This is a genomic window from Nocardia aobensis NBRC 100429 (assembly GCF_000308375.1).
In the GTDB taxonomy this organism is placed as follows: domain Bacteria; phylum Actinomycetota; class Actinomycetes; order Mycobacteriales; family Mycobacteriaceae; genus Nocardia; species Nocardia aobensis.
In genome coordinates, this window is the sequence record NZ_BAFQ01000075.1 from 33,901 (window position 1) to 56,769 (window position 22,869).

A 22,869-nucleotide genomic window follows, 5' to 3' on the forward strand; every position below is an offset into this window, starting at 1 on the left:
GGTGATACCCGGTTTCGGCAATCTCATTGAGGCCCAGAGGTTTCGGGGTGAATGTCCGTAGTTGTCCGATCCGGCGGGGGCGCCGGGGTGCTCCGGCCGGTGGTATGCCCACCCCCGGTTATGAATGGGATTGCATCATCATGCATAATCATTTGTAGTTGATGTGAGCCGTCCGAGGGCGGGTAGCGGCGGCACATCGCACCGGTGACATCGCGCACCCACCTACGCATACGCACGAACCTGAGGAGCATCAGATATGGCCGATCGCGTCGTACTCGCCTATTCCGGCGGGTTGGACACCTCCGTTGCCATCAGCTGGATCGGCAAGGAGACCGGGGCCGAGGTGGTCGCCGTCGCGATCGATCTGGGCCAGGGCGGCGAGGACATGAACGTGGTGCGCCAGCGCGCACTGGACTGCGGCGCGGTCGAGGCCATCGTGGTCGACGCCCGCGACGAATTCGCCGACGAGTACTGCCTGCCGACCGTGCAGGCCAACGCCCTCTACATGGGCCGCTACCCGCTGGTGTCCGCGATCAGCCGCCCGCTGATCGTCAAGCACCTGGTCGAGGCCGCCGAATATCACGGCGCCACCACCGTCGCCCACGGCTGCACCGGTAAGGGCAACGACCAGGTCCGCTTCGAGGTCGGCATCGGCGCGCTCGCGCCCGATCTGAACGTCATCGCCCCCGTGCGCGACTACGCGTGGACCCGCGAGAAGGCCATCGCCTTCGCCGAGGAGAACGCGCTGCCGATCACGGTGAGCAAGAAGTCGCCGTTCTCGATCGACCAGAACCTGTGGGGCCGCGCGGTCGAGACCGGCTTCCTCGAGGATCTGTGGAACGCGCCGACCAAGGACGTCTACGACTACACCGTCGACCCGACCGTCAACTTCGAGGCGCCCGACGAACTGATCGTCACCTTCGACAAGGGTGTGCCGATCGCGATCGACGGCCGTCCGGTCAGCGTGCTCGAGGCCATCACCGAACTCAACAAGCGCGCGGGTCGCCAGGGCGTGGGCCGGCTGGACATGGTCGAGGACCGCCTCGTCGGCATCAAGAGCCGCGAGATCTACGAGGCCCCGGGCGCGATCGCGCTGATCACCGCGCACCAGGAACTCGAGGCCGTCACCGTCGAGCGCGAACTCGGCCGCTACAAGCGCCAGGTCGAGCAGCGCTGGGGCGAGCTGGTCTACGACGGCCTGTGGTTCTCCCCGCTCAAGCGAGCCCTGGACGCCTTCGTGCGCGACACCCAGCAGCACGTCTCCGGCGAGGTGCGGATGGTGCTGCACGGCGGCAACGTCGTCGTCAACGGCCGCCGCAGCGAGGAGTCGCTCTACGACTTCAACCTGGCCACCTACGACGAGGGCGACAGCTTCGACCAGTCGCTGGCCAAGGGCTTCGTCCAGATCCACGGCCTGTCCTCCAAGGTCGCCGCGCGCCGGGACCTGTCCAAGAAGTAGGCGTCGCCGCGGGCCCGGTCGAGCATTCGGCCGGGCCGATCCCGGAGTAGCCTGCCACCGGGCGGAACCGCACGACCGCAGGGTGCGCATCGTGTAGAAGGCGGCGCAGCCCCAACGGGAGGAGATGTCCGTGCGCAGTGACGACGACAGCTGGGATATCACCGAAAGTGTCGGCGCGACCGCCCTCGGTGTGGCGGCGATGCGGGCGGCCGAAACCCGGCGCCCGGATGCGCTGTTCCGCGACCCCTACGCCGCGCGTCTGGTCGAGGCCGCCGGGTCGGGCTGGAGCCGCATCATGCGCGCTCGGATCGGGGCGGCATCGGGCGGTGCCGATCCCGCAGGGAGCGAGGGCACGGCAGACTCCGGCGACGACCGTTCCGGTGCGGACGGGCCAGGCGAAACCGGCTACAGCTCGCTGGCGGCGATGCTCATCGCTCGCACGGTCTTATTTCGACGAGTACTTCGCCGCCGCCTCCGCCGCCGGTATCCGGCAGGTCGTGATTCTCGCCAGCGGACTCGATGCCCGCGCCTACCGGCTCGAATGGCCCTCCGGCACCGTGGTTTTCGAAATCGATCAGCCGAAGGTGCTGGAGTTCAAGAACTCCGTGCTCGCCGACGTGCGACCCGCCGCCGACCGGCGCGCGATCGGCGTGGATCTGCGCCAGGATTGGCCGAAGGAGTTGTGGGACAACGGTTTCGATCCCACCGCGCCGACCGCCTGGCTGGCGGAGGGGCTGCTGCGTTACCTGCCCGGCGAGGCACAGGACCGGCTGTTCGGCGATATCGCGGCGCTCAGCGCGCCCGGCAGCCGGATCGCCCTGAACATCGGGCGCGGCCGGCGCGAGGATTCGCCCGCGCTGCGCACGGCGCGGGAGCGTCGCAAGCGACTGCTCGCCGAGGCCGGGATCACGCTGAACCTCGAAGAACTCTGGTACCCGTGGGAGGGCCGCACCGACCCGCGCGAATGGTTCACCGCGCGCGGCTGGGCCGTCACGACCGGCGATCCGGTCACCCTCCTGATCGACCACGGCCGTGCGCAGCCCGAGGCCGCTCGCGCCGAACTGGACCACCACATTCTGATGACCGCCACACGAGGAGACGAGAACCGATGAGCCAAGCCACCAACGAGGGCGCGCTGTGGGGTGGGCGTTTCGCCTCCGGCCCCGCCGCCGCCATGGCGGCGCTGAGCAAATCGACCCATTTCGACTGGGCGCTGGCGCCCCACGATATTCGCGCGTCCAAGGCCCACGCTCGGGTGCTGCACAAGGCGGGACTGCTGTCGGAGACCGATCTGGCGGGCATGCTGGACGGGCTCGACCGGCTCGCGGCCGATGTCGCCTCCGGCGCGTTCACCCCGGCCGAATCCGATGAGGACGTGCACGGCGCGCTCGAACGCGGTCTGATCGATCGGGTCGGCCCCGAACTCGGCGGCCGGTTGCGCGCGGGGCGTTCGCGCAACGATCAGGTGGCCACTCTGTTCCGCATGTGGTTGCGTGATGCGGTGCGCCGCATCGCCTTCGGCGTGCTCGAGGTCGTCGACGCCCTGGTCGAGCAGGCCGCGGCGCATCCGGATGCGGTGATGCCCGGCAAGACCCATCTGCAGGCGGCCCAGCCGGTGCTGCTGGCCCATCAGCTGCTCGCCCACGCGCACCCGCTGCTGCGTGACGTGGACCGGCTGCGCGATTTCGACAAGCGCGCGGCGATCTCCCCGTACGGTTCGGGCGCACTCGCGGGTTCCTCGCTGGGCCTCGACCCCGAAGCGATCGCCGCCGATCTGGATTTCGATGCCGCCGCGGCCAATTCGATCGATGCGACCTCCGCGCGCGACTTCGCCGCCGAGGCCGCCTTCGTCCTCGCGATGATCGCGGTCGATCTGTCGCGGATGGCGGAGGAGATCATCATCTGGAGCACACCGGAATTCGGCTACATCACCCTTGCCGATGCCTGGTCGACCGGGTCGTCGATCATGCCGCAGAAGAAGAACCCCGACGTGTCGGAGCTGACCCGCGGTAAGGCCGGTCGCCTGATCGGCAACCTCACCGGTCTGCTGGCCACGCTCAAGGCGCAACCGCTGGCCTACAACCGGGATCTGCAGGAGGACAAGGAGCCGCTGTTCGATTCGGTGGCACAGCTGGAACTTCTGCTGCCCGCCATCGCCGGTCTGGTCTCCACCCTGACCTTTCACACCGAGCGGATGGCCGAATTGGCGCCCGCCGGATACACCCTGGCCACCGATATCGCGGAATGGCTGGTGCGCCAAGGTGTTCCGTTCCGCGTGGCGCACGAGGCGGCCGGGGCGTGCGTGCGCGCCGCCGAGGCGCGGGGCGTCGGCCTGGACGAGTTGTCCGATGCCGAGTTCGCCGCCGTGGACCCGGCCTTGACGCCGCAGGTGCGCGAGGTGCTCACGGTGCAGGGGTCCATCGCCTCCCGCAACTCCCGCGGTGGTACCGCCGGTGTCCGGGTCGCCGAACAGCTGGGCGAGGTCCGCACCACGGCCGCCGACGCCCGCACCTGGCTGAGCTGAACCAGCGGCCCGTGGGTCCGGACCGTGCGGGCCCTTCAACCCCCGCCGGATATCGTGCGCGCATGATGTTCCTCTTTCTCGGATTGGCCATCGTGACCGAGGTGTCGGCGACGGTGTCGCTGAAGCTGTCCGAGGGATTCACCAAGCTGGTGCCCTCGATCGTCGTGGTGGTCGGCTACGTGGCGGCATTCCTCTTCCTGTCGCAGGCCCTGAAGCGGGGGATGTCGGTCGGCGTCGCCTACGGGGTGTGGTCGGCGATCGGGGTGGCGCTGGTCGCCACGATCGGCGCGCTGTTCCTCGACGAGCCGCTCTCGGCCGTGCAGATCGGCGGCATCGGGCTCCTGATCGCCGGGGTGCTGGCGCTGGAACTGGGCGGCGCGCACTGACGCGGGTAGCTCAATCCTGGACGCGCACAGCGTATTCCGCATGCTCGAGCGCGCCGAGAACATCATCGCGATGGGCGGGGCCGCGGGTCTCGAGGGTCAGCTGCACCTCCACTTCGTCGATGGCCAGACCGGCTATCCGCACGGCGAGGTAGCGCCCGCCCGTGCTGAGTCCGTGGCCGATGATGCGGGTCAGCAGAATCGGGTCCACATTGCCACCGGAGATGATCGCGCAGACCGGTCCGCGCAGGCGCAGTTCCTCGGCCGGAAGGCTCAGCAGGGCCGCGACCGACGCTCGCCTGGCCTGCGACGATATCGGGATGGTCGAACGGATGGATCAGCGTCGCCCCGGTCCGCTCGGCGAATTCCTGGGCCGCGAGCAGCGCCTCGTCCACCGTCTCGCCCACCTGATGCACGGTGGCGCCGTAGGCGCGGGTGGCGACGAGTTTCGGCAGCGGCGCTCCGACCGGCATGAACACCGTCGAGGCGATACCCAAAGTCGTTGCGGCCCAAGCGACTCCCTGCGCATGATTGCCGGCGCTCGCGGCCACCACACCGTGGGTGCGTTCCTCCGGGGCGAGATTGGCGATGCGGAAGTACGCGCCGCGCGGTTTGAACGATCCCGTCCGCTGCAGGTTCTCGCATTTGAGCCGCACATCGGCGCCGGTGCGCTCGGACAGGACCCGCGAGGCGATGACGGGGGTGCGGCGGATGACGGGCGCCAGCATCTTCTGCGCCGCGCTGATGCGATCGAATCCGATCAGCTCCATGCGGCCATGCTGCCAGACGGTCGCCGCGAATCCGGGTAGCCGGACGCACGAGCGGCGGGTGTGAGCCGGGCCGCAAAATCGGCACGAGGCGGGGTAATTGACCCCACACCGCTGAATGCGCTTTCGAAAGGCGGAATTAAGTAGCCTGGGAAAATGCAGTTGTCGCGCTTCACCGATCTGGGGCTGCGGGCGATGATGCGGCTCGCGGTGAGCAGCGGCGCCGAGGAGCGCGTGACCGCGAAGCTGATCGCCCGGCAGGTCAACGCCTCCGAGCACTACGTCGCCAAGGCCGTCACCAAACTCTCCGAACTGGGGCTGGTGGCCTCGCAGCGGGGTCGCGCCGGCGGCATCTTCCTCACCGACGCCGGTCGCGCCGCCACCGTCGGGCAGATCGTGCGCGGCCTCGAAGGCGCGGCCGAGGTGGTCGACTGCGTGGGCGACCATCCCTGTCCGATCGCCGGGGCGTGTCGCCTGCGGCGGATACTGGCCGAGGCGCAGGAGTCGTTCTATCGCGAACTCGACCGCTACACCCTCGGCGATCTGGTCGATCGGCGGACGCAGCAATTACTGCATCTGTCGGCGTCGCCGGCATTGCCGTTGGGCGGTTTCGCAGCCGATGTCCCCGCCGTCTCCTGATTCGCACCTCTTCGTACTGCGCTGTGCGCCAACATCTTCGGCGTAACAGCGCATTTCGCTGTATCGGGACGAAAATGTGGCGCGGACAACATAATCCGCAACCGGAGCCGTAATTGAACACACGGCCTCGGAATTGGATTCGAAACACCGGAAATGGTTACCGTGGAATTCGTCCGGTGATTCACCGGAATTGTTGCTCGAAGAGGAGTTTCACCATGACGACCGCGTCGACATCGGCCCTGGACACCATCGCCGAACTGGAACCACACCACGCCGAGATCGTGCGGGCGACCCTGCCGGTGATCGGGGCGCGGATCGACGACATCACCGCCGAGTTCTACCGCCGCCTCTTCGCCGCACACCCCGATCTGCTACGTAACGTGTTCAATCGCGGCAATCAGGCCCAGGGGGAGCAGCAGCGCGCGCTGGCCGCCTCGATCGCCACATTCGCCACCCACCTCGTCGATCCGAACCTGCCGCATCCGCGCCAACTGCTGGCCCGCATCGGCCATAAGCACGCCTCGCTCGGGGTGGTGCCCGACCAGTATCCGGTCGTGCACGAGCATCTGTTCGCGGCGATCGTGCACGTGCTGGGCGAGGCCGTCACCGCCGAGGTGGCGGCCGCCTGGGACCGGGTCTACTGGCTGATGGCCGACACCCTGATGGGATTCGAGAACGAGCTGTACTCCGGCGCGGGTGTCGAACCGGGCGCGGTCTTCCGCGAGGTCCGGGTGGTGCAGCGTATCGAGGATCCCGCCGACACCGTCACCTTCGTCGTGGAATCCGCCGACGCGGCCGCGCCGCTTCCCGAATTCCTTTCCGGACAATATGTTTCGGTCGGCGCCGACCTGCCCGACGGCGCCCGCCAGCTGCGCCAGTACAGCCTCGTCAACGCGCCCGGTGCCGGTCGGCTGGCCTTCGCGGTGCGTCGTGTCACCGCCGTCGGTGACCGGCCCGAGGGGGAGGTGTCGTCGTGGTTGCACACCGACGTCGAGGTGGGCGACCGGCTGCAGATCACGCTGCCGTTCGGCGATCTGACCATCGACACCGCCGCGCGGACACCGCTGGTGCTCATCTCGGCCGGCATCGGCGTCACCCCGATGGTCGGAATCCTGGAATATCTCGCGGCCACCGGATCGCCGCGCCGGGTGCTGGCGTTGCACGCGGACCGGGCCGAGTCCACGCACCCGCTGCGCGGCACCCAGGCCGATCTGGTCGCCGGTCTGCCCGACGCCGAACTGCACGTCTGGTACGAGGAGCCCAGCGCCGGCGCGCATGCGGGCCTGCTGTCGCTGACCGGCATCGAGCTGCCCGCGGGCGCCGAGATCTACCTGTGCGGCGGCACCGGCTTCCTGCAGGCGGCGCGGGCGCAGCTGAAGGCCGCCGGCGTGGCCGACGAGCGGGTCCACTTCGAACTGTTCGCCCCCAACGACTGGTTGCTGGATCTGTGAGCCGGCTCAATGCCCGGCGCGCGCCGTGGCCAGCACACCGTGCAGCCACGGCGTGAAATCCGCTGGGGCGGAAGCGATATCGGCGTCCAGCCGCTCGGGATCCGCCCAGCGCAGCGCGGCTACTTCGGCCGGGTCGGGATGGTCGGGCACGCCGGTGAACTCACCGATCAGTACGTGATCCCATTCGTCCTCGACCCGACCGGTCGCGGGATCGTCGGCCCGGTAGCGATAGACCCCGACCTCACGCAGTTGCGCGCCGATCCGCAGTTCCTCGCCCAGCCGGACAGCGGCGGCCTCGGCGAGGGACTGGCCCGGCCCCGGGTGTCCGCAACAGGTGTTGGACCAGCGCAGCGGGAACCGGGTCTTGACCGCGGCCCGCTGCTGCAGCAGCACCCGCCCGTCCGGCCCGAACAGCAGCACCGAGAATGCGCGGTGCAGCCGTCCGGGCGCGGTGTGGGCGTCGGACACCGGGCAGATTCCGGTCGCGCGGCCCTGCTCGTCGACCAGTTCGACGGGCAGGGACTCGCGGTCGACCGTGCCGTCGGTGGAGGTGGTGTGGGTGCCGGTCACCGCCCTACCTTATCGGCGGCTATGAGCAGGTAGCGGAAACTACCCTCGCGACAGGACGTGAGAAACGGTTCCTCCACCCCGGGCGCCGGCTCGCACCGCGTACGAAGTTCCCGGTACGGGACGGTCGCCGACGTCAGGTCGGTGATCGCGATCAGGACCGGGCCGTGGGCCGTCATCGCCCGGAAATACTCGCCACGCGGATGGATCGTGCACCCGTAGTGGGCGTCGATCCAGCTCACCGCGTCCGACCGGCCGCCGGACGTCGTCGGAGAAACCGATCGGAACCGGTTTTCGCCACCGGAAGAGAATGAGACTCGGGACCGGCCCGGCGAACTGGACATCTGATCGAATAGTCATGCGCTACAACGGCGTTCCGTGATCCACGGTAGGACTCGGCCGGTGGTGCGCGACCATATTCGCCGAAACCGTGTGCCGCCGGGCGCGCCCGCACCCCTCCCGAGCGCAACCTGTGATCGCGGATGGGACCGATCACAACGGGGCCGCAGTAGGCTGTCGATGTGGCAGGCTCGACCCGCACGCAGGGGGCGTGAAGGTGTGAGCGCAGGGCACAAGGGCTGGGAGTGGTTGTGAAATTCGATACGAGAACCCTGACGGGGCCGGCGCGGCGGTTGATGGCGACCGCGCAGAACGGTCTCGAGGTCATCCGTTTCGGCGGCCTCGCCCACGATGTGGAGTCCTCGCCTTTCGAGGTCACCGAGCGTAAGCGGATGTACCGGCTGCGCCACTACTTCCCCGACGATCCGGCCGCGGACCGGCCCGTCGCGCTGCTGGTGCCGCCGCTGATGGTCAATGCCGACATCTACGACGTCAACGCCGAGGGCGGCGCCGTCGGCATCCTGCATCGCGCCGGAATCGATTGCTGGGTGCTGGATTTCGGCTCACCGGCCACCGAGGAGGGCGGCTGGCAGCGCGATCTGGCCGACCATGTCCTCGCCCTGTCGAGCGCGATCGACACCGTCAACGAACTGACCGGCCGTGGCGTGCACCTGATGGGGTACTCGCAGGGTGGCATGTTCGCCTATCAGGCCACAGCGTTCCGCTACGGCAAGGGCGTGCAGAGCATCGTCACCTTCGGCAGCCCGGTCGACATCGTGGCGGGCCTGCCGTTCGGGCTGCCCTACGGGCTGGTGTCGGAGGTCGCCGATTTCGTCGCCGACCACGTCCTGACCCGGCTGCCGATCACCGATGCCATGGTGCGCGTCGGCTTCCAGTTGCTCGATCCGGTGAAGACGGCGAAGGCCCGGATCGACTTCCTGCGCCAGCTGCACGACCGAGAGGCGTTGCTGCCCAAGGAACGTCAGCGCCGCTTCCTCGAACACGACGGCTGGGTGGGCTATTCCGGACCGGCGGCCGCCGATCTGCTCAAGCAGTTCGTCGCACACAACCGGATGATGTCCGGCGGCTTCGTCATTCGTGATCAGCCGATCTCGCTGGCCGAGGTGAAATGCCCCATCCTCGCCTTCGTCGGTGAGGTCGACGACATCGGCCAGCCGGCGGCGGTGCGCGGTATCGTGCGCGCGGCGCCCAATGCCGAGGTCTACGAGGCCACCCTGGTGGCCGGGCATTTCGGCCTCGTGGCGGGCAGTACCGCCACCAACCAGACCTGGCCGCTGGTGCGCGACTGGGTGAACTGGCTGGGCGGGCACGCCGAACTGCCCGAACAGATCGCGCCCATGCACGAGCACGTCGCCGCCGACCGCCAGTCCACCGCCGCCACCCGCGTCGTGCACACCGCGGCCACCCTGGCCGAAGCCGGCGCCGGAATCGGCGCGGCGTTCGGCAGTCTGGCCGGAAACGCCCTGCGCGGATCGAAGGAGCTGACGGGTGAGGCCGCCCGGGCGCTGCCCCGGCTGACCCGGCTCGGCATGATTCAGCCGCACACCCGGATCTCGCTGGGCCGGCTGCTCGCCGAACAACAGCGCAGCGCGCCGATGCGTGAGCTGTTCCTCTTCGACGACCGGGTGCACACCCACGCCGCGGTCGGCGCCCGCATCGACAATGTGGTGCGCGGGCTGATCTCGGCCGGCGTGCGCCCCGGCACCCGCGTCGGGGTGCTGATGGAAACCCGGCCGAGTGCGCTGGCCTCGGTCGCGGCGCTCTCGCGGATCGGGGCGGTGGCGGTGCTGCTGGCGCCGGGCGGCGATACCGCGCGGGCGGTCGAATCGACCGGAACCACGGTGATCGTGGCCGACCCGGAGAATCTGGAGGCCGCGGCCGCCGCCGGAACCCGGGTCCTGGTGCTCGGTGGCGGCAATGCCCGCACGCTCGACATCCCGGACGGCGCCGATGTGGTCGACCTGGAGCAGGTCGACCCGGCGGCGGTGGCCCTGCCGGGCTGGTTCCGCCCCGATCCGGGGGTGGCGCGCGAGCTGGCGTTCATCCTGATCACCGGTACCGGCGACAAACTCGACCTGAAATACATCACCAACCATCGGTGGGCGCTGTCGGCCTTCGGCACCGCCTCGGCAGCCGACCTCGACCGCCGCGATACGGTGTATTGCCTTGCGCCGCTGCATCATTCGTCGGGACTGCTGGTCAGTTTGGGCGGCGCGGTGGCGGGTGGCAGCCGGATCGCGCTGGCCCGGTCGCTGGATCCGCCCAGCTTCGCCGCCGAGGTGCACCGCTACGGGGTCACCGTGGTCACCTACACCTGGACCATGCTGCGTGACATCCTCGACGTCGACACCTTCCCCGCCGGCCATTCGCATCCGATCCGGCTGTTCATCGGCTCCGGTATGCCGGCCGGTCTGTGGCGGCGCACCACGGAACGGTTCGCCCCCGCGCGGGTGCTGGAGTTCTACGCCTCCATCGAGGGGGATGTGGTGCTCGCGAACGTGGCGGGCGTGAAGATCGGCTGCAAGGGCCGCCCGGTGCCGGGCACGGCGAAGGTGGAACTGATCTCCTACGATCCGATCGCCGAGCAGATCGTCACCGACACAAGGGGTTTCGCCCGTCGCGCCGCGGACAACGAGGTGGGCCTGCTGATCGGGCGGGCGGCCGACACCGTCGACATCTCCCGTGGCGGCCTGCGCGGCGTCTTCAGCGCCGGTGACGCCTGGATGCCGACGGAGAATCTGTTCCGCCGCGACAGCGACGGCGACTACTGGCTGATGGACCGCCGCGACACCGTCATCGCGACCGCGCGCGGGCCGGTCTACACCCAGCCGATCGTGGACGCGCTCAACGACATCGCGGCCATCGACATGGAGGTCGCGTTCGGCCTCCGCACCCCGAGCACCACGCTCGCGGTCGCCGTGGTGAGCGTGCGCGCGGGCCACCGCCTGGAACCCGCCGACGTCACCGAGGGACTGCGCGCCCTCGACCCCGCCCAGCGACCCGATGTCGTGCGGGTGGTGGACGAGATACCGCGCAGCTCCAGCTTCCGTCCCGCCACCCACGCGGTGCGGTCGGCGCTTCGCCTCGAACCGAACGACAACACCTGGTACTACAACCGGGAAGCGGAAGGCTACGAGGTGCTCACCCCCGAGGTCGCGGCCGCTCTGCTGGGGTAGGGGCCAGGAGATTGCGGCGGAACCGGGCGGATGCGACGCCCGGTTCGGCCGGTCCGGCACCGTTCTCGCGAGGGTCCCCGCGCCCGCTCACACGGTGAACGCGGTGACCGTCTCGATCACTCGCGCGACCTGCTGATCGCTCAGATCCGGCCACAGCGGCAGCCGCAGCAGGGTCGCCGAGAAGTCGTCGGTGCGCGGGCAGGGGACCGTGGTGCGGCCGAGTTTCTGCCCGGCCGGGCTGGAGTGCAGCGGCACGTAGTGGAACGGGGCCGAAATGCCTTGTTCGCGAAGGTAACCGATCAACGCGTCGCGGGCGTCCTCGGTCGGGGTGCGCAGGTAGTACAGATGCGCGGTGTGCTCGCGATCGTCCGGGACCTGCATCAGCCGTACGTCGTTACGCGTGGCCCAGTCCGGCAATGCGGCGGCGTAGGCGTTCCACACCCGCAGGCGCCCGGCCTGGATCCGGTCGAATTCGGCCAGCTGCGCATCGAGGACCGCGGCATTCAACTCACTGGGAAGATAACTCGATCCGATGTCCTGCCAGGAGTACTTGTCGACCGCCCCGCGCAGGAACCGGGCCCGGTCGGTGCCCTTCTCGCGGATGATCTCGGCGCGTCCCATGAGGATCTCGTCGGTGAGCAGGATGGCCCCGCCCTCACCGCAGTGCACGTTCTTGGTGTCGTGGAAGCTGAGTGCGCCCACGGTGCCGATCGTGCCCAGGGGCCGGCCGCGCCACCGGCCGCCGAGGCCGTGCGCGGTGTCCTCGACGATGGCCAGGCCGTGCGCCTCGGAGATCTCGAGCAGCCGGTCCATATCGGCGCCGACGCCGCCGTAGTGGATGACCACGATCGCCTTGGTGCGTTCGGTGACCGCCGCGGCCACCGACTCCGGATCGAGGTTGCCGCGCTCGTCGATATCGGCGAAGACGCAGGTTGCCCCGCGCATCGCGACCGCGGTGGCGGTGGAGGTGAAGGCGAAACTGGGGACGATCACCTCGTCGTCGGGACCCAGTTCGAGCAGCAGCCCGGCCATCTCCAGCGCGTGGGTGCACGAGGTCGTCAGCAGGGCGTGCGGAGCGCCGGTGATGGCGCGCAATTTCGCCGTCGCCGCCGCGGTGAACGGCCCGTCGCCGTGGCTGTGGTCGGAGGCCAGGACGGCGGCCAGATTCGTCAGCTCGGCCTGGGCGCGGTAGGGCCGGCTGAAGAGGATGCGGTCAGTGCTCACCCGGATCGTGTCCCCCGATTGCTGCGGCCGTGGTCGGAACCCGCGCCTCGGCGTGCGGACGCGGTGTCGGCGAATCTACCGTCAGATACAGCGGTTTGCCCACCAGCACGTGCAACGCCACACCCAGATACTCCGCGATCAGGCCGAGTGAGAACAGGATCGCGCCCGAGACCAGCAGCAGCACCACGATGATCGAGGCCCAGCCCTCGGGGTCGTGACCGCTGCCGAACAGGGCGTTCCAGATAACCACCGCGGCCATCACGGCACCACCGGCGGCCAGGGTCACGCCCAGCATGCTCACCAGGCGCAGGCCGCGAGTTCCGCTACACAGCACCATCTTCCAGAACAGCGAGAACAGCCGGCGGTAGTTGTAACCGGACTCTTCACGGCCCTCCGCGCGCAGTACCACCGGCGCCTGCGCGGTGTTGTCCACCACCCAGGTCAGCGCCACGTCCAGATACACCCCGTTGGAGGCGACCTCGGCCAGCTGGCGACCGATGTCGCCGCGGATCAGCCGGTAACTTTCGAAGCGGGTGGAATCCGGGAAGGCGAAGACCGTCGCCAGCACCACCTTGGCGCCGCGTGAGGTGAGGTTGCGCAGTAAGCCGTGCGGGCGGGTGTTGGTCGGCTTCGAATAGACCAGATCCGCGCGCTGGGCGAGCGCGGTGTCGAGGAAGGCGCCGATGAATCCCGGATCGTGCTGTCCGTCCTCGTCCATCGTGACGATCCACTCGCCGCGCGCGGCGGCCATCCCGGCGATGGTGGCCGCGTCCTGACCGAAGTTGCGACTCAGCCAGATGACCCGCACCTGCGGATATTCGGTGGTCAGCCGCTGCAGCACGACGTCGGAACGGTCGGGGCCGTGGTCGTGGACCAGCACGATCTCCTCCACCGCGAAACGGTTGCCCTCCGGCGTCACCGAGGACTGCGACAATTCGTGCAGTTCGGCGACCAGTCCGGCGATGGTCTGCTCCCCGCGATACACCGGGATCACCACCGAGACCGCATGCACCCGCTCGCCGCCGCCGGTGACCGGGAGGTGAACATCCGGTGTCGGAGCCTGCCCGGCGGCAGGGGGTCGTGCGGTTGCGGACGGAATCGGCATCAGCTGGTTCGACTTTCGATGACGGTGCGCACCGGAACTCCTCGGCTGTATCCAGAGCCCGAATCGGGGTGAACTCTAACACGCTGCTGGTCACCGGCTTCGGCTCCGCGAGCGGGCGGCGGTTGCGGGTGCGGTGCCCGCGAGCACGCGGGCGGGTAGGGTCTGTCAATCGTGGTGGAAAGTGCAGTGTCGACGACGGCGCTCGCGGAGCCCGGGGAGGATCGGCGCGATGACGCCGTCGATGATGGGCGGTCTGCCGCTCCCCGGCCCGAGCAGAGTGGCGCGGGGCATCCGCGGCGGATCGTGTTCCGATGGGGAGCGATCACCGCACTCGGGGTAATCGCCGGTTATATCGCGGTGCTGCTCGCCAATGCGCGGCATTTCTACACCGACGACACCGAATCCCAGTACACCCCGCTGTGGGTGATGCTCGGCCGGCATCTGCGCGAGGGCCATCTGCCGCTGATGGTGCCCGAACAGTGGATGACCGGGAACTACACGATGGAAGAGGCGGGCCTGTTCAATCCGCCGCAGCTGCTGATCGATCTGATCGCACCGTCGGTGGACAATCTCGCGCTGCTGGCGACGGTCGTCAAACTGATCTTCTCGATCATCGCCGCACTCGGCGTGTACCGGGTCTGCCTGGTCTACGGCAGTCGCGCGTCGTGGGCTGCCGTGGCGGGCATCGCGTTTCCGCTCTCGGGCTGGTTCCTGTTCTTCGACGAGGCCAGCTGGGTCACCGCGTTGACCGGCACCGCCTGGATGCTGCACGCCTGGGCCAGTGCCGTGCGCTATGCCCGCGGCCCGGCCGGTGACCGGTCGCGCTACGGCGGCACCCGCGGTTACGGGCCGATTCCGTTGTTCGTCTTCCTGTATCTGGCGATTTCGGTCGAATACGTCTTTCCGGCCGTCGAGGCGGCGCTGATGCTGGTGGCCGTCGCGGTGGGAGAGTTCGTCGTCCAACGCGCCTGGCGGCCGGTGCTGCGGGTGGCGGTGGTCGCCGCCGCGGCCGGTATGGCCGGTTTGATGACGTATCTGCCGAGCATGCTGTCCGCGACGGTGAGCTGGCGGGGAAACTCCCAGATCAACAACGACCGGTTCCTGACGGTGCCGTGGTCGGAATCGCTGAACGCCAGCCTGCCGTCGGCGATGCCGGCGTTCACCTCGTGGTGGGGATATGTGCAGCCGCTGCCGGTCACCTATATCGCGTGGTTCCTGATTCCGGCGCTGGCATTCGTCGACTGGAATCGCGCGCGCCAGGTGTGGCGGGAACTGATCTCGGTGGCGCTGTTCGCGATCATGTTCCTGATGTGGACGGCGGGGCCGGGGACGGTCGGCCCGCTGCGCTGGCCGGCGCGAGTGCTGCCGATGGTGGCGGTCGGCCTGCTGATCCTGGTCTGCGTGCTGCTCGGCCGGTTCGGCACGGTGCGCGACTGGCGCCCACGCGCGGTGGCGGCGGCGGTGCTGATCGGATTGCTCTGGGTGCGAACGTTTTCCGCCGACCCGCACCACATCTGGTGGCATGTGCTCTCCGCGCTCGCGGTCGCTGCGATCGGCGCCGGCGTGGTGTGGTTGTGGGCGAAGCGCGGAAGCGGGGCGGCCGCGCTGGCGACCGTCGTCGCCATGCTCCCGATCGCGTACCTGCAGGTGTATCTGGTGCAGCCGACGCCGATGGGCTGGAATCTGCCCGTGCACCGCTCCGAGGCGGAGGCGGCCTTCCCGGCCTTCGACGGCGTCACCATCCAGCTCGGCGACCGCGGGCTGCTGCAGCCGCAGGACAAGAGCCTGCAGGGCGCCTACGGATCGCTGGTGTTCGGCAACTTCGCCAAGGACGTGCATCGCAACTACGTCAACGGCTACACACCCAACGGGCACTACTGGTTCGGCGAGATGCTGTGCATGCGCTGGGATTCCAGCGTCTGTCCGGACTCGTTCCGGCGGCTGTTCACCCCCGAGCCGTCCACCGGGGTCGCCCCGGTGGATTTGATGAAACTCGACCGGGTCGTCCTGCAGCGGGCCATGTACCCGGAGCTGGGCAATCAGCCCGCCCCGCCGGGCTGGAAGTGGGTCGACCATCCGGGCCACGAACGCTACATCTGGGTGCTCGAGCGTGAGCAGGGCCTGGTTTCCACGCAGAACGGCCGCATCGCCGACGCCCACCACGTGCAGGCGAGCTCGCTGTCGGAAACCGACCGCACCAGCCGGGTACGTGTGAGCTCATCCGACGGCGGGCGTGTGGTCCTCGCGCGGCTGAACTGGCCCGGTTATCGCGCCACCCTCGACGGACATGAGCTGCCGATTCGTGAGGTCGCGAAATCGATTGTCGCCGTGGATATTCCGGCGGGAACCCGCGATGCCACGCTGGAGGTCTCCTGGGAGCCGCCGGGGTGGCGTATCGGTGTCGCCGCCGCGGCCGGCGGCCTGGTGCTGCTGGCGGTGATGCAGTGGCTGTACCTGCGTTCCCGGCGGCGTCCCGGCGAATCCGGCGAACCGGTGAAGCAGGAAGCCGCGGACGTGGTGTCGTGAGCGTCGGTGCGGACGGAGCGGCCGCGGCGCGGGTGGCGGGGGAGCCCGACACCCCGCCGCCGGGTCTGCTGCTGCGACTGATCCGCCGCCAGGAGATCGCCTTCGCCGCGGTCGGCGCGGCCAACACGCTGCTGGGCATGGTGCTGACGGTGATGTGGCTGAAGCTGCTGCCCGGCGGCTGGCCGCCCGCGGTGGCGGTGGCGCTGGCCTACTCGATCAGCATCGTGTTCGCCTTCTTCGCCCATCGCACCCTGGTGTTCCGGGTGCGCGGTCACGTGGTCGCCGACTTCGTGCGATTCGTCGCCGTGAACTCGGGCGGACTGATATTGAACATGGCCGGTGTGCAGCTGGCGGTCGGGGTGTTCGACCTGCCGGAGACTCCCGCGACGGTCGTGGTGATGGGTCTGGTGGCGGTGCTCAGCTTCTTCGGGCATCGGCACATCTCGTTCCGGCGGGCGGCGCGGCCCACGGATCGGGCGGGCGGGTAGGTTGTCGGATATGGCGGAGCAAACCCTGGACCCGACGTTGTTGAGCCTGCTGGCCTGTCCGGAGGACAAGGGGCCGTTGTCGCTGGTCCGCGACGCGGACGGCAACAGCGTGCTCTACAACCCGCGCCTGCGCCGCGCCTACCCGGTCGACAACGGTATCCCGGTGCTGCTGGTCGACGAGGCCCGTGCGGTCGGCGACGCCGAGCACGAGGCCTTCACCGCGCAGGGCTGAGTCCGCCGGCCGGCGGTGTGCGGGCTAGCCGCCGGCGACGGGCAATTCGCCCGTCAGATAACGCTGGATCGTCGGCCCGACTGTCGCGGCCAGCTCCTCCAGCGGCATCGACGCCACGGGTTCGACCTGCAGAATCATGCGCGCGACCAGCAGCCCGACCATCTGCGACACGGCGAGGACCACCCGCGTGGTGCCGGTGCCCGGCGGCGAATCCACCTTCTCCCGAACGTCTTTCAGCGCGACCTCGAGCAGGAAGCTGCGCGCGAGCGCGGCGTCCCCGCCCGCGAGGATGCCCCGGAAGGCCGCGACCGCGTGCTCGCCCACCGAGGAATCCCACGCGCCGACCACGGTCCGGACCACGGTCTCGCCCAGCCGGTCGAGTTCGGCGGCCCGGATCGGCCCGCGGATCATCTCCGGATCGATCGGCAGATTCAGGGTGGCGGAGAACAATTGCTGTTTGGTGCCGAAGTAGTGATGCACCAGCGCGGGATCGACTCCCGCCGCGCCCGCTATCGAGCGGATCGACGCCTTGTCGAATCCGACTTCGGCGAAGCGGGTGCGCGCCGCGTCCAGAATCGCCTCCCGCGTACCCGATTCGCCGGCTCGCCGCCCGCTGCGCCCGCCCACCCGATCGGTCACATCGCTCACGTCGTGCGCCCGACCGCTCATGCCGTGCGCCGGCGGAGGGTGGCGGCGCCCAAAGCCAGTGCGACAGCGGCGAATGCGGCGACGATGCCCAGATCTCGCCACATCGCGGCGGTCGCGCCCGGGTGCCGGGAGACCTCCTGCAGCGCGTCGACCGCATAGCTGAGCGGCAGCACGTCGCTGATGATCTCCAGCCAGCGTGGCAGTTGATCGCGCGGGACCAGCAGGCCGCAGAGGAAGAACTGCGGGCCCACCACCAGCGGCATGAACTGCACGGCCTGGAATTCGGTGCGCGCGAAGGCGCTGGCCAGCAGCCCCAGCGCCACGCCCAGCACCGCGTCGACCACGGCGATCAGCAGCACGAGCCAGGCGCTGCCGGCGGCCTGTAATCCCAGTAACCAGAAGGAGATCAGACACGCCAGGCCCGCCTGCGCCGCCGCGGCGACGGAGAACGCGGTGCCGTACCCGCCCAGCAGATCCAGCTTCGACAACGGCGTCGTCATCAGCCGTTCCAGCGTGCCCGAGGTCCGCTCGCGCTGCATGGCGATCGCGGTGATCAGGAACATCACGATGAAGGGCAGGATGCCCAGCATGCTGATCCCGACGCGGTCGAACAGCGACGGCACGCCGGGCATCGTCGGCGTCTCGTGATAGACGAAATACAGCAGTGTCATGAGCAGTGTCGGCACCAGCAGCAGCATGGCGACGGTGCGCCGGTCCGCGCGTAGCTGACGCAGGATGCGCGCCGAGGTCGCGGTGTAGCAGCGCAGCGGCCGGCGTGACGGCGGGGCGAATGTCGTTGTCATCGCGGCTGTCCCATCGTGATGAGGGCGAGAAATGCGTTCTCCAAACTGGTTTCGCCGGTGTCGGCGCGCAGTTTGTCGGGGGTGAGCTGGGCCAGGAGGTGGCCGTCGCGCATGAGCAGTAGCTGGTCGCAGTGCTCGGCCTCGTCCATGACATGACTCGACACCACGAGTGTGCGGCCCTGACCGGCGAGTTCGTGGAACTGCTTCCACAGCTCGGCCCGCAGCACCGGATCCAGCCCAACGGTCGGCTCGTCGAGGACCAGCAGTTCCGGATCGGCGACCAGCGCACACGCCAGCGATACCCGGGTCCGCTGTCCGCCGGAGAGTTGATTGCCCCGATGCCGGCTGTGCGGGGTCATACCGACCTGGTCGATCGCCGCGTGCACCGCCTTGGTGTCGCGGCCGTAGAGCGCCGCGAAGTAGGAGACGTTCTCCACCACGCTGAGGTCGTCGTAGATGCTCGGCGCCTGCGTGACGTATCCGATACGGGACCGCAGACCGCGGTTGCCGGCCTCCTCGCCGAGTACCCGCACACTGCCGGCCTGGATCAGCTGGGTGCCGACGATGCTGCGCATCAGTGTGGTCTTACCGCAGCCGGAGGGGCCGAGCAGACCGGTGATGCTGCCCGCCGGGACGGTCAGCGAAATATCGTGCAGCACTTCATGTCCCCCGCGCCGCACCCGCAGGTGCTCGACGGTGATCGCCGGGGACGAATCGGAGTTCGCCACGGTCCACCTCTCAGCTCGCACGACCGGCGAGATTATTCACCGAGCGTTGAATTCATTGTGTGTTGAATTCTGCCCCCGGTGTGGGCGCGGCGCAAGCCCCGCGGTGGACCGGATACGTCGATCACGGTCCGGGCAGATGATCGTGACCGGTTCGATACCGCTCGTGAGCGGCCTCGGGTTGGTATCGTTATCCGGGATCACGTCGTATTCGTCGACATTCCGGGGAGTTGGATTCGCGCGACGAATGGTGCAGCGCGGCACGGCCTGATCGATTCTCTCGATCGCCATCGGGGCGCAGTGTGAAAGTGATTGGCGCATGAGGCACGAACACCCGCTTTCCCCACCCGGCTCTGCCGCACCGTCCGGCCCCGCCTTCGTCGGGCGTGGCGACGACGTCGACACCCTCCGCAGGCTCCTCGGTGAGCAGTCGATCCGATTGCTGACCCTGACCGGCCGCGCCGGCGTCGGAAAGTCACGATTGGCACGAGAAGTGCTGTGGTACAGCGAATTTCGTGACCGGCTGATCGGATTCCTGGACGCCGCGCCCGGTACCGTGACGGTCGAGCCGCGGCAGGTGGCGTCCGTGTTCTCCGAGCTCGCAGCGGTGATCGGCGCCGAGGCGCGAATCGTCCTGCTGGACAACTGCGATCCGGTCGCCCGGGAACTGGCGCCCCACGTAGGACAGTTGCTCGACCGGTGTCCGCAGGTGCGGATCGTGGTGACCAGCCGCGAGGCGCTGCGCCTACCGCAGGAGTACGTGGTCCTGGTGCGGCCGCTGGCGGTCGATACCGGTCTGCTGAACTACGACCCGGGATCCTCGCCTGCCTCACGATTGCTGCTGGCGAGTATCGACAGCCACTACCGGCGGATGCACTCCCTGGCCGATCGCCTGGTGCTCGACGAGATCGTGCGGGAACTCGACGGTGTCCCGTTGGCGCTGGAACTGGCCGCCGCCGAGATCGCGCGCGTCGGCCCGGCGCGTGCGCTGCGGCGGATCAAGGCGGGTGTGGACCTGCAGTCCCCGGCGCTGGGCTCGGCCCCGACCCGGCACCGGACCATGCACGACGCGGTCGAGTGGACGATCGGGGATCTCGACGCGCACGTGGTCGACCTGCTGCTGCGGCTGTCACTGTTCGAGACGCCCTTCGATATCGAGCTCGCCTACCGGGTGAGTGTGCTGGATCGCGGTCGCACCACCGCGGCACTCGATGTGCTGTTCGAGCGCGGACTGATCCACCGGGTCGAATCCGGAACGGATATCGGCAGTTGCCGGGTGGGTGCCACGGTGCGCAGCTACTGCCGCCGGGTCGACGCGGCCGACCCCGCGCGAGCGGCCCGGTTGCGCACGGAGTTCGCCGAGCGCGTGCTCGACGCCGAACCGCGCACGAACCGGCGGGCGGCACCGGACAGCCTGCTCACGACGATCAATCAGCTGATCGCGGTGGGTCAGGCCGAACGCGCGATCGAGACGATCGCGCTGCTGGATCCGGTGTGGTCGCAGCACGGCCGGGTGCGCGAGCTGGAGACGGTGCTGTCCGGACTGCTGGCGCCCCGCACCGAGCCGCTCGCCGGGGTGTCGGCGGCGCTGTGCCGGGAATTGCTGGGGCTGTGGGCATTACGCACCGACCGGTTGCATCGGGCGATGCGCATGCTGACCGCGGCGGGACAGGCCTACCGCGAGGCCGGCGACGAATTCCGGGCCGCCCGGACCGGAGTGCCGCTCGCCGCCGCGCTGTGCGCCCTGGGTGACGCGGAATCGGCACAGCACTGCCTGACGCTGTCGTCGCCATTCGCGGGCCGGCTGTCGGAACGGTTCGCCGACTGGATGTGGATCACCGAAGCCCTGGCCGGCCTTCCGGCTCGCCCCGAGGGCTGGGACGAGGTGGCGGCACGGATCCGGCGTGGCGCGGGATCGATTCGCCTGTCGGCGCTGAATGCGCTGGCGCGCAGCCAGATCGGCGGACCGGCACCGGACCGGTCGCTGGCGGTCTACCGCGAAGTGCTCGCGGACGAGGACCTCGCGGACCAGGTGGTGTCGGCCGTGATCGCGATCGAAGGCTGTGCCCGGGTCTACGACCGGGCCGGGACCGCGCACCACGAGCATTCGGCACGATTGTGGCTGGCAGCGCGGAGGTTGCGCGCCCAGCACAGCATTCCGCAGCTCGATCCGGAGGATGTGCCCGGATCGGTTCATCGCCTTCGAACGATGCTGGGGCCGGAGCGGTTTCGGGAGATCGCCGCGCAGGTGAACCACTGGACGGTGGCCGATGCCGCCGCCTATTCGAGGTCGGCACCGGCCACCCTCGAACCGGCGGACTCCCGGCTGGATGTGCTGACCGCCCGCCAGCGCGAGATCGCCGAGTTGGTGGCGACCGGAATGACCAACCGCATGATCGCCAAGCGGCTGAACCTCTCGGAATGGACCGTGGTCAACCACATCCGCCAGATCATGCAGAAGCTGGATTGCCGCTCCCGCCTGCACGTCGCGCTGGTCGTGCAGGGCGACGATCACGCGGTGGCCGCCGACTCGCCGTAGTAGCCGGCCCGGCTACCGGCAGTCGGCCACCAGTCGCAGATCACGATGGAGCAGATGCCACACCGTGTGGTAGCTGTCTCGCAACGGCGAGGCGACACTGTCGAGATCGCCGGACTCGATGAGCGCCACCACGGTCGCGAACCGTGCCGGGTAGTCGTCCCACAGCGGCAGGGCGTCGCCGATCGCGGTGAGCAGATCGGCGACCTCGCCGTGCAGTTCGAGCACGCCGCGCGCGGTCGACCGACCGCGATCGCGCTGGAATGCCGTCACCGCGTTCTTGATTCGCGGATCGGCCCGTTCGAACCGATCGAGCAGGGCGGCGATGTGGTCCCGCCCGGCAGGGGACAGGTGACGGCAGACGGCGCCGAGCTCCACCTCGGCCGCGTGTTCTCCCGCCGGGGTGAGCCTGATCATGTCACCGCGCGGTGTCGGGACCTGTGTGAACAATGTCGTGTCGGTCAGCGGTGCGTCCGCACCGAAGTGGTCGGCGGCCAGCCACCCGGCGACCCGCAATGTGTGCAGGACTCGGGTGCGCCGGGGTATCACCACGAGCGCATCGTCGGCGGTGGTCATCGTCGCGTCTCCGATCTGGGGGACAGGATTTCTCGGATCGCCAGCAGGGTGCAGACGAAGCGCCGCTGCGCGGGTGAGTTCACCACGACGTAGCGCAACGGGATGTCGGGCAGCTCCGCCAGCCACGGCCGCTCGGCCGGACCGGCGCCGCAGACGAAGGCGATCGGTGAGCCGGCCGCCGCGCGGCGGGCGAGGTCGGGGTCGGCGGTGACGACGAGACCACGGCCCCCGCCGTCCGTCTCCACGGACGGCAGGTCGTCGGGTGAGTCGACCACGGTCGTGCGCAGTGGTTCGCCGATCAGATCCGACGGCCACGGCGGCGGGTGCCCCTCGACCGCCGGAACCAGCCCGTGCCAGATCCGGCCCGTGGTCCCGCAGACCGTGACCAGTTCGCCGCCGGCCCGCGCCGGCCACTCCGGATCGACGAACCGGGCACCGACCACCGCCGGCTTTCCGAGTTCGCGCGCCACGACCGCCGCGTGCGAACCGGATCCGCCTTCCTGGGTCACCACGGCGGTCGCGTGCAGCATGCCCGCGAAGTCCTCGGGCTCGGTGGACGGCCGGAGCAGCACCGTCGGCGCACCGGCCGCGGCGAGCACGGCCGCGGTGTCGCGGGCCAGCCGGCCCGACGCCACACCGGTCGACGCGGCGATTCCGCGGGCGAGCAACGGCGCGTGGCC

19 protein-coding genes and 2 pseudogenes are annotated in these 22,869 nt (G+C 69.3%); 11 read left to right on the forward strand and 10 right to left on the reverse strand.

All coding sequences use genetic code 11. From position 1 onward, the window contains the following. Positions 1-256: 256 nt before the first annotated feature. The 4 genes and pseudogenes from RJ03_RS10440 to RJ03_RS10455 all read left to right on the forward strand — a co-directional run bounded on the left by RJ03_RS10440 (position 257) and on the right by RJ03_RS10455 (position 4,369). The gene (locus RJ03_RS10440; RefSeq protein WP_030518242.1) at positions 257-1,459 is read left to right on the forward strand and encodes an argininosuccinate synthase; all 1,203 of its coding nucleotides are present in this window, start codon (positions 257-259) and stop codon (positions 1,457-1,459) included. Between the two features lie 130 nt (positions 1,460-1,589). Continuing rightward, positions 1,590-2,571, forward strand: a pseudogene (locus RJ03_RS10445) (class I SAM-dependent methyltransferase). Continuing rightward, the gene (gene argH / locus RJ03_RS10450) at positions 2,568-3,983 is read left to right on the forward strand and encodes an argininosuccinate lyase (protein ID WP_036500714.1); all 1,416 of its coding nucleotides are present in this window, start codon (positions 2,568-2,570) and stop codon (positions 3,981-3,983) included. The pseudogene RJ03_RS10445 and the gene argH overlap by 4 nt, the downstream one beginning before the upstream one ends. A 62-nt stretch (positions 3,984-4,045) precedes the next feature. Continuing rightward, the gene (locus tag RJ03_RS10455; RefSeq protein WP_036500715.1) at positions 4,046-4,369 is read left to right on the forward strand and encodes a DMT family transporter; all 324 of its coding nucleotides are present in this window, start codon (positions 4,046-4,048) and stop codon (positions 4,367-4,369) included. Positions 4,370-4,379: 10 nt separating this feature from the next. Here RJ03_RS10455 and RJ03_RS35555 read toward each other — a convergent pair. Beyond that, a pseudogene (locus tag RJ03_RS35555) lies at positions 4,380-5,094 on the reverse strand (pyridoxal-phosphate dependent enzyme). Between the two features lie 195 nt (positions 5,095-5,289). Here RJ03_RS35555 and RJ03_RS10465 point away from each other — a divergent pair. Both RJ03_RS10465 and RJ03_RS10470 read left to right on the forward strand, forming a co-directional pair. Next, positions 5,290-5,772, forward strand: coding sequence for an RrF2 family transcriptional regulator (locus RJ03_RS10465; protein WP_036500718.1), 483 nt, complete (start codon positions 5,290-5,292; stop codon positions 5,770-5,772). A 215-nt stretch (positions 5,773-5,987) separates the two neighbouring features. Further along, positions 5,988-7,223, forward strand: coding sequence for a globin domain-containing protein (locus RJ03_RS10470; protein ID WP_036500720.1), 1,236 nt, complete (start codon positions 5,988-5,990; stop codon positions 7,221-7,223). Between the two features lie 6 nt (positions 7,224-7,229). On the opposite strand, the gene idi is transcribed toward RJ03_RS10470, so the two are convergent. Continuing rightward, positions 7,230-7,793 carry an isopentenyl-diphosphate Delta-isomerase gene (gene idi, locus RJ03_RS10475; RefSeq protein WP_232329402.1) on the reverse strand — a complete coding sequence of 188 codons (564 nt, stop codon included), beginning with the start codon at positions 7,791-7,793 and terminating at the stop codon, positions 7,230-7,232. A 581-nt stretch (positions 7,794-8,374) separates the two neighbouring features. Between idi and RJ03_RS10485 the strand changes: the two genes are divergently transcribed. Then, positions 8,375-11,326, forward strand: a complete 2,952-nt coding sequence (locus tag RJ03_RS10485) for an AMP-binding protein (protein WP_036500724.1) — start codon at positions 8,375-8,377, stop codon at positions 11,324-11,326. Positions 11,327-11,413: 87 nt separating this feature from the next. On the opposite strand, the gene rffA is transcribed toward RJ03_RS10485, so the two are convergent. After that, entirely contained in the window at positions 11,414-12,550 is a 1,137-nt protein-coding gene (gene rffA / locus RJ03_RS10490) for a dTDP-4-amino-4,6-dideoxygalactose transaminase (RefSeq protein WP_036500726.1), read from the reverse strand. Continuing rightward, a complete protein-coding gene (locus tag RJ03_RS10495) occupies positions 12,540-13,562 on the reverse strand; it encodes a glycosyltransferase (RefSeq protein WP_083870730.1) in 1,023 nt (340 codons plus the stop codon). Before RJ03_RS10495 ends, rffA begins: the two co-directional genes overlap by 11 nt. 396 nt (positions 13,563-13,958) lie before the next feature. On the opposite strand from RJ03_RS10495, the gene RJ03_RS10500 reads away from it, so the two are divergent. Genes RJ03_RS10500 through RJ03_RS10510 form a run of 3 tightly spaced genes read left to right on the forward strand, consistent with a single transcriptional unit; the run spans position 13,959 to position 16,901 of the window. Further along, entirely contained in the window at positions 13,959-16,181 is a 2,223-nt protein-coding gene (locus tag RJ03_RS10500; RefSeq protein ID WP_036500766.1) for a tol-pal system YbgF family protein, read from the forward strand. Further along, positions 16,178-16,669 (forward strand): GtrA family protein, encoded by a 492-nt coding sequence (locus tag RJ03_RS10505; protein ID WP_306304669.1) that lies wholly within the window; start codon positions 16,178-16,180, stop codon positions 16,667-16,669. The genes RJ03_RS10500 and RJ03_RS10505 overlap by 4 nt, the downstream gene beginning before the upstream one ends. A 10-nt stretch (positions 16,670-16,679) precedes the next feature. Further along, positions 16,680-16,901: a Trm112 family protein gene (locus RJ03_RS10510; RefSeq protein ID WP_036500728.1), complete on the forward strand. Its 222-nt coding sequence runs from the start codon at positions 16,680-16,682 to the stop codon at positions 16,899-16,901. A 24-nt stretch (positions 16,902-16,925) separates the two neighbouring features. Here the strand turns inward: RJ03_RS10510 and RJ03_RS10515 are convergent, their stop codons facing one another. From RJ03_RS10515 to RJ03_RS37065, 4 genes are read right to left on the reverse strand one after another with little or no spacing between them, the layout of a single operon-like run. Next, positions 16,926-17,549 (reverse strand): TetR/AcrR family transcriptional regulator, encoded by a 624-nt coding sequence (locus tag RJ03_RS10515; RefSeq protein ID WP_036500769.1) that lies wholly within the window; start codon positions 17,547-17,549, stop codon positions 16,926-16,928. A 17-nt stretch (positions 17,550-17,566) separates the two neighbouring features. After that, entirely contained in the window at positions 17,567-18,352 is a 786-nt protein-coding gene (locus RJ03_RS10520; RefSeq protein ID WP_036500730.1) for an ABC transporter permease, read from the reverse strand. Continuing rightward, positions 18,349-19,080 carry an ABC transporter ATP-binding protein gene (locus RJ03_RS10525; protein ID WP_036500732.1) on the reverse strand — a complete coding sequence of 244 codons (732 nt, stop codon included), beginning with the start codon at positions 19,078-19,080 and terminating at the stop codon, positions 18,349-18,351. The genes RJ03_RS10520 and RJ03_RS10525 overlap by 4 nt, the downstream gene beginning before the upstream one ends. A gap of 36 nt (positions 19,081-19,116) precedes the next feature. Further along, a complete protein-coding gene (locus RJ03_RS37065) occupies positions 19,117-19,368 on the reverse strand; it encodes a hypothetical protein (RefSeq protein WP_157163393.1) in 252 nt (83 codons plus the stop codon). A 28-nt stretch (positions 19,369-19,396) separates the two neighbouring features. Between RJ03_RS37065 and RJ03_RS10530 the strand changes: the two genes are divergently transcribed. Further along, positions 19,397-21,616 (forward strand): winged helix-turn-helix domain-containing protein, encoded by a 2,220-nt coding sequence (locus RJ03_RS10530; protein WP_036500733.1) that lies wholly within the window; start codon positions 19,397-19,399, stop codon positions 21,614-21,616. Positions 21,617-21,628: 12 nt separating this feature from the next. On the opposite strand, the gene RJ03_RS10535 is transcribed toward RJ03_RS10530, so the two are convergent. Together RJ03_RS10535 and RJ03_RS10540 are read right to left on the reverse strand one after the other, a co-directional pair. Further along, positions 21,629-22,189 (reverse strand): hypothetical protein, encoded by a 561-nt coding sequence (locus RJ03_RS10535; RefSeq protein ID WP_036500735.1) that lies wholly within the window; start codon positions 22,187-22,189, stop codon positions 21,629-21,631. Continuing rightward, positions 22,186-22,869 (reverse strand): PEP-utilizing enzyme (locus RJ03_RS10540; protein ID WP_245552235.1); only part of this gene is annotated, 684 nt, incomplete at its 5' end. The genes RJ03_RS10540 and RJ03_RS10535, both read right to left, overlap by 4 nt.

What these genes read in the sequence shown, in the direction of transcription:
- RJ03_RS10530 (WP_036500733.1), top strand. Translation starts at nt 19,397, where the DNA reads ATGAGGCACGAACACCCGCTTTCCCCACCCGGCTCTGCCGCACCGTCC.
- RJ03_RS10465 (WP_036500718.1), top strand. Translation starts at nt 5,290, where the DNA reads ATGCAGTTGTCGCGCTTCACCGATCTGGGGCTGCGGGCGATGATGCGG.
- RJ03_RS10520 (WP_036500730.1), bottom strand. Translation starts at nt 18,352, where the DNA reads ATGACAACGACATTCGCCCCGCCGTCACGCCGGCCGCTGCGCTGCTAC.
- RJ03_RS37065 (WP_157163393.1), bottom strand. Translation starts at nt 19,368, where the DNA reads ATGGCGATCGAGAGAATCGATCAGGCCGTGCCGCGCTGCACCATTCGT.
- RJ03_RS10470 (WP_036500720.1), top strand. Translation starts at nt 5,988, where the DNA reads ATGACGACCGCGTCGACATCGGCCCTGGACACCATCGCCGAACTGGAA.
- argH (WP_036500714.1), top strand. Translation starts at nt 2,568, where the DNA reads ATGAGCCAAGCCACCAACGAGGGCGCGCTGTGGGGTGGGCGTTTCGCC.
- RJ03_RS10455 (WP_036500715.1), top strand. Translation starts at nt 4,046, where the DNA reads ATGATGTTCCTCTTTCTCGGATTGGCCATCGTGACCGAGGTGTCGGCG.
- RJ03_RS10440 (WP_030518242.1), top strand. Translation starts at nt 257, where the DNA reads ATGGCCGATCGCGTCGTACTCGCCTATTCCGGCGGGTTGGACACCTCC.
- RJ03_RS10535 (WP_036500735.1), bottom strand. Translation starts at nt 22,189, where the DNA reads ATGACCACCGCCGACGATGCGCTCGTGGTGATACCCCGGCGCACCCGA.
- RJ03_RS10510 (WP_036500728.1), top strand. Translation starts at nt 16,680, where the DNA reads ATGGCGGAGCAAACCCTGGACCCGACGTTGTTGAGCCTGCTGGCCTGT.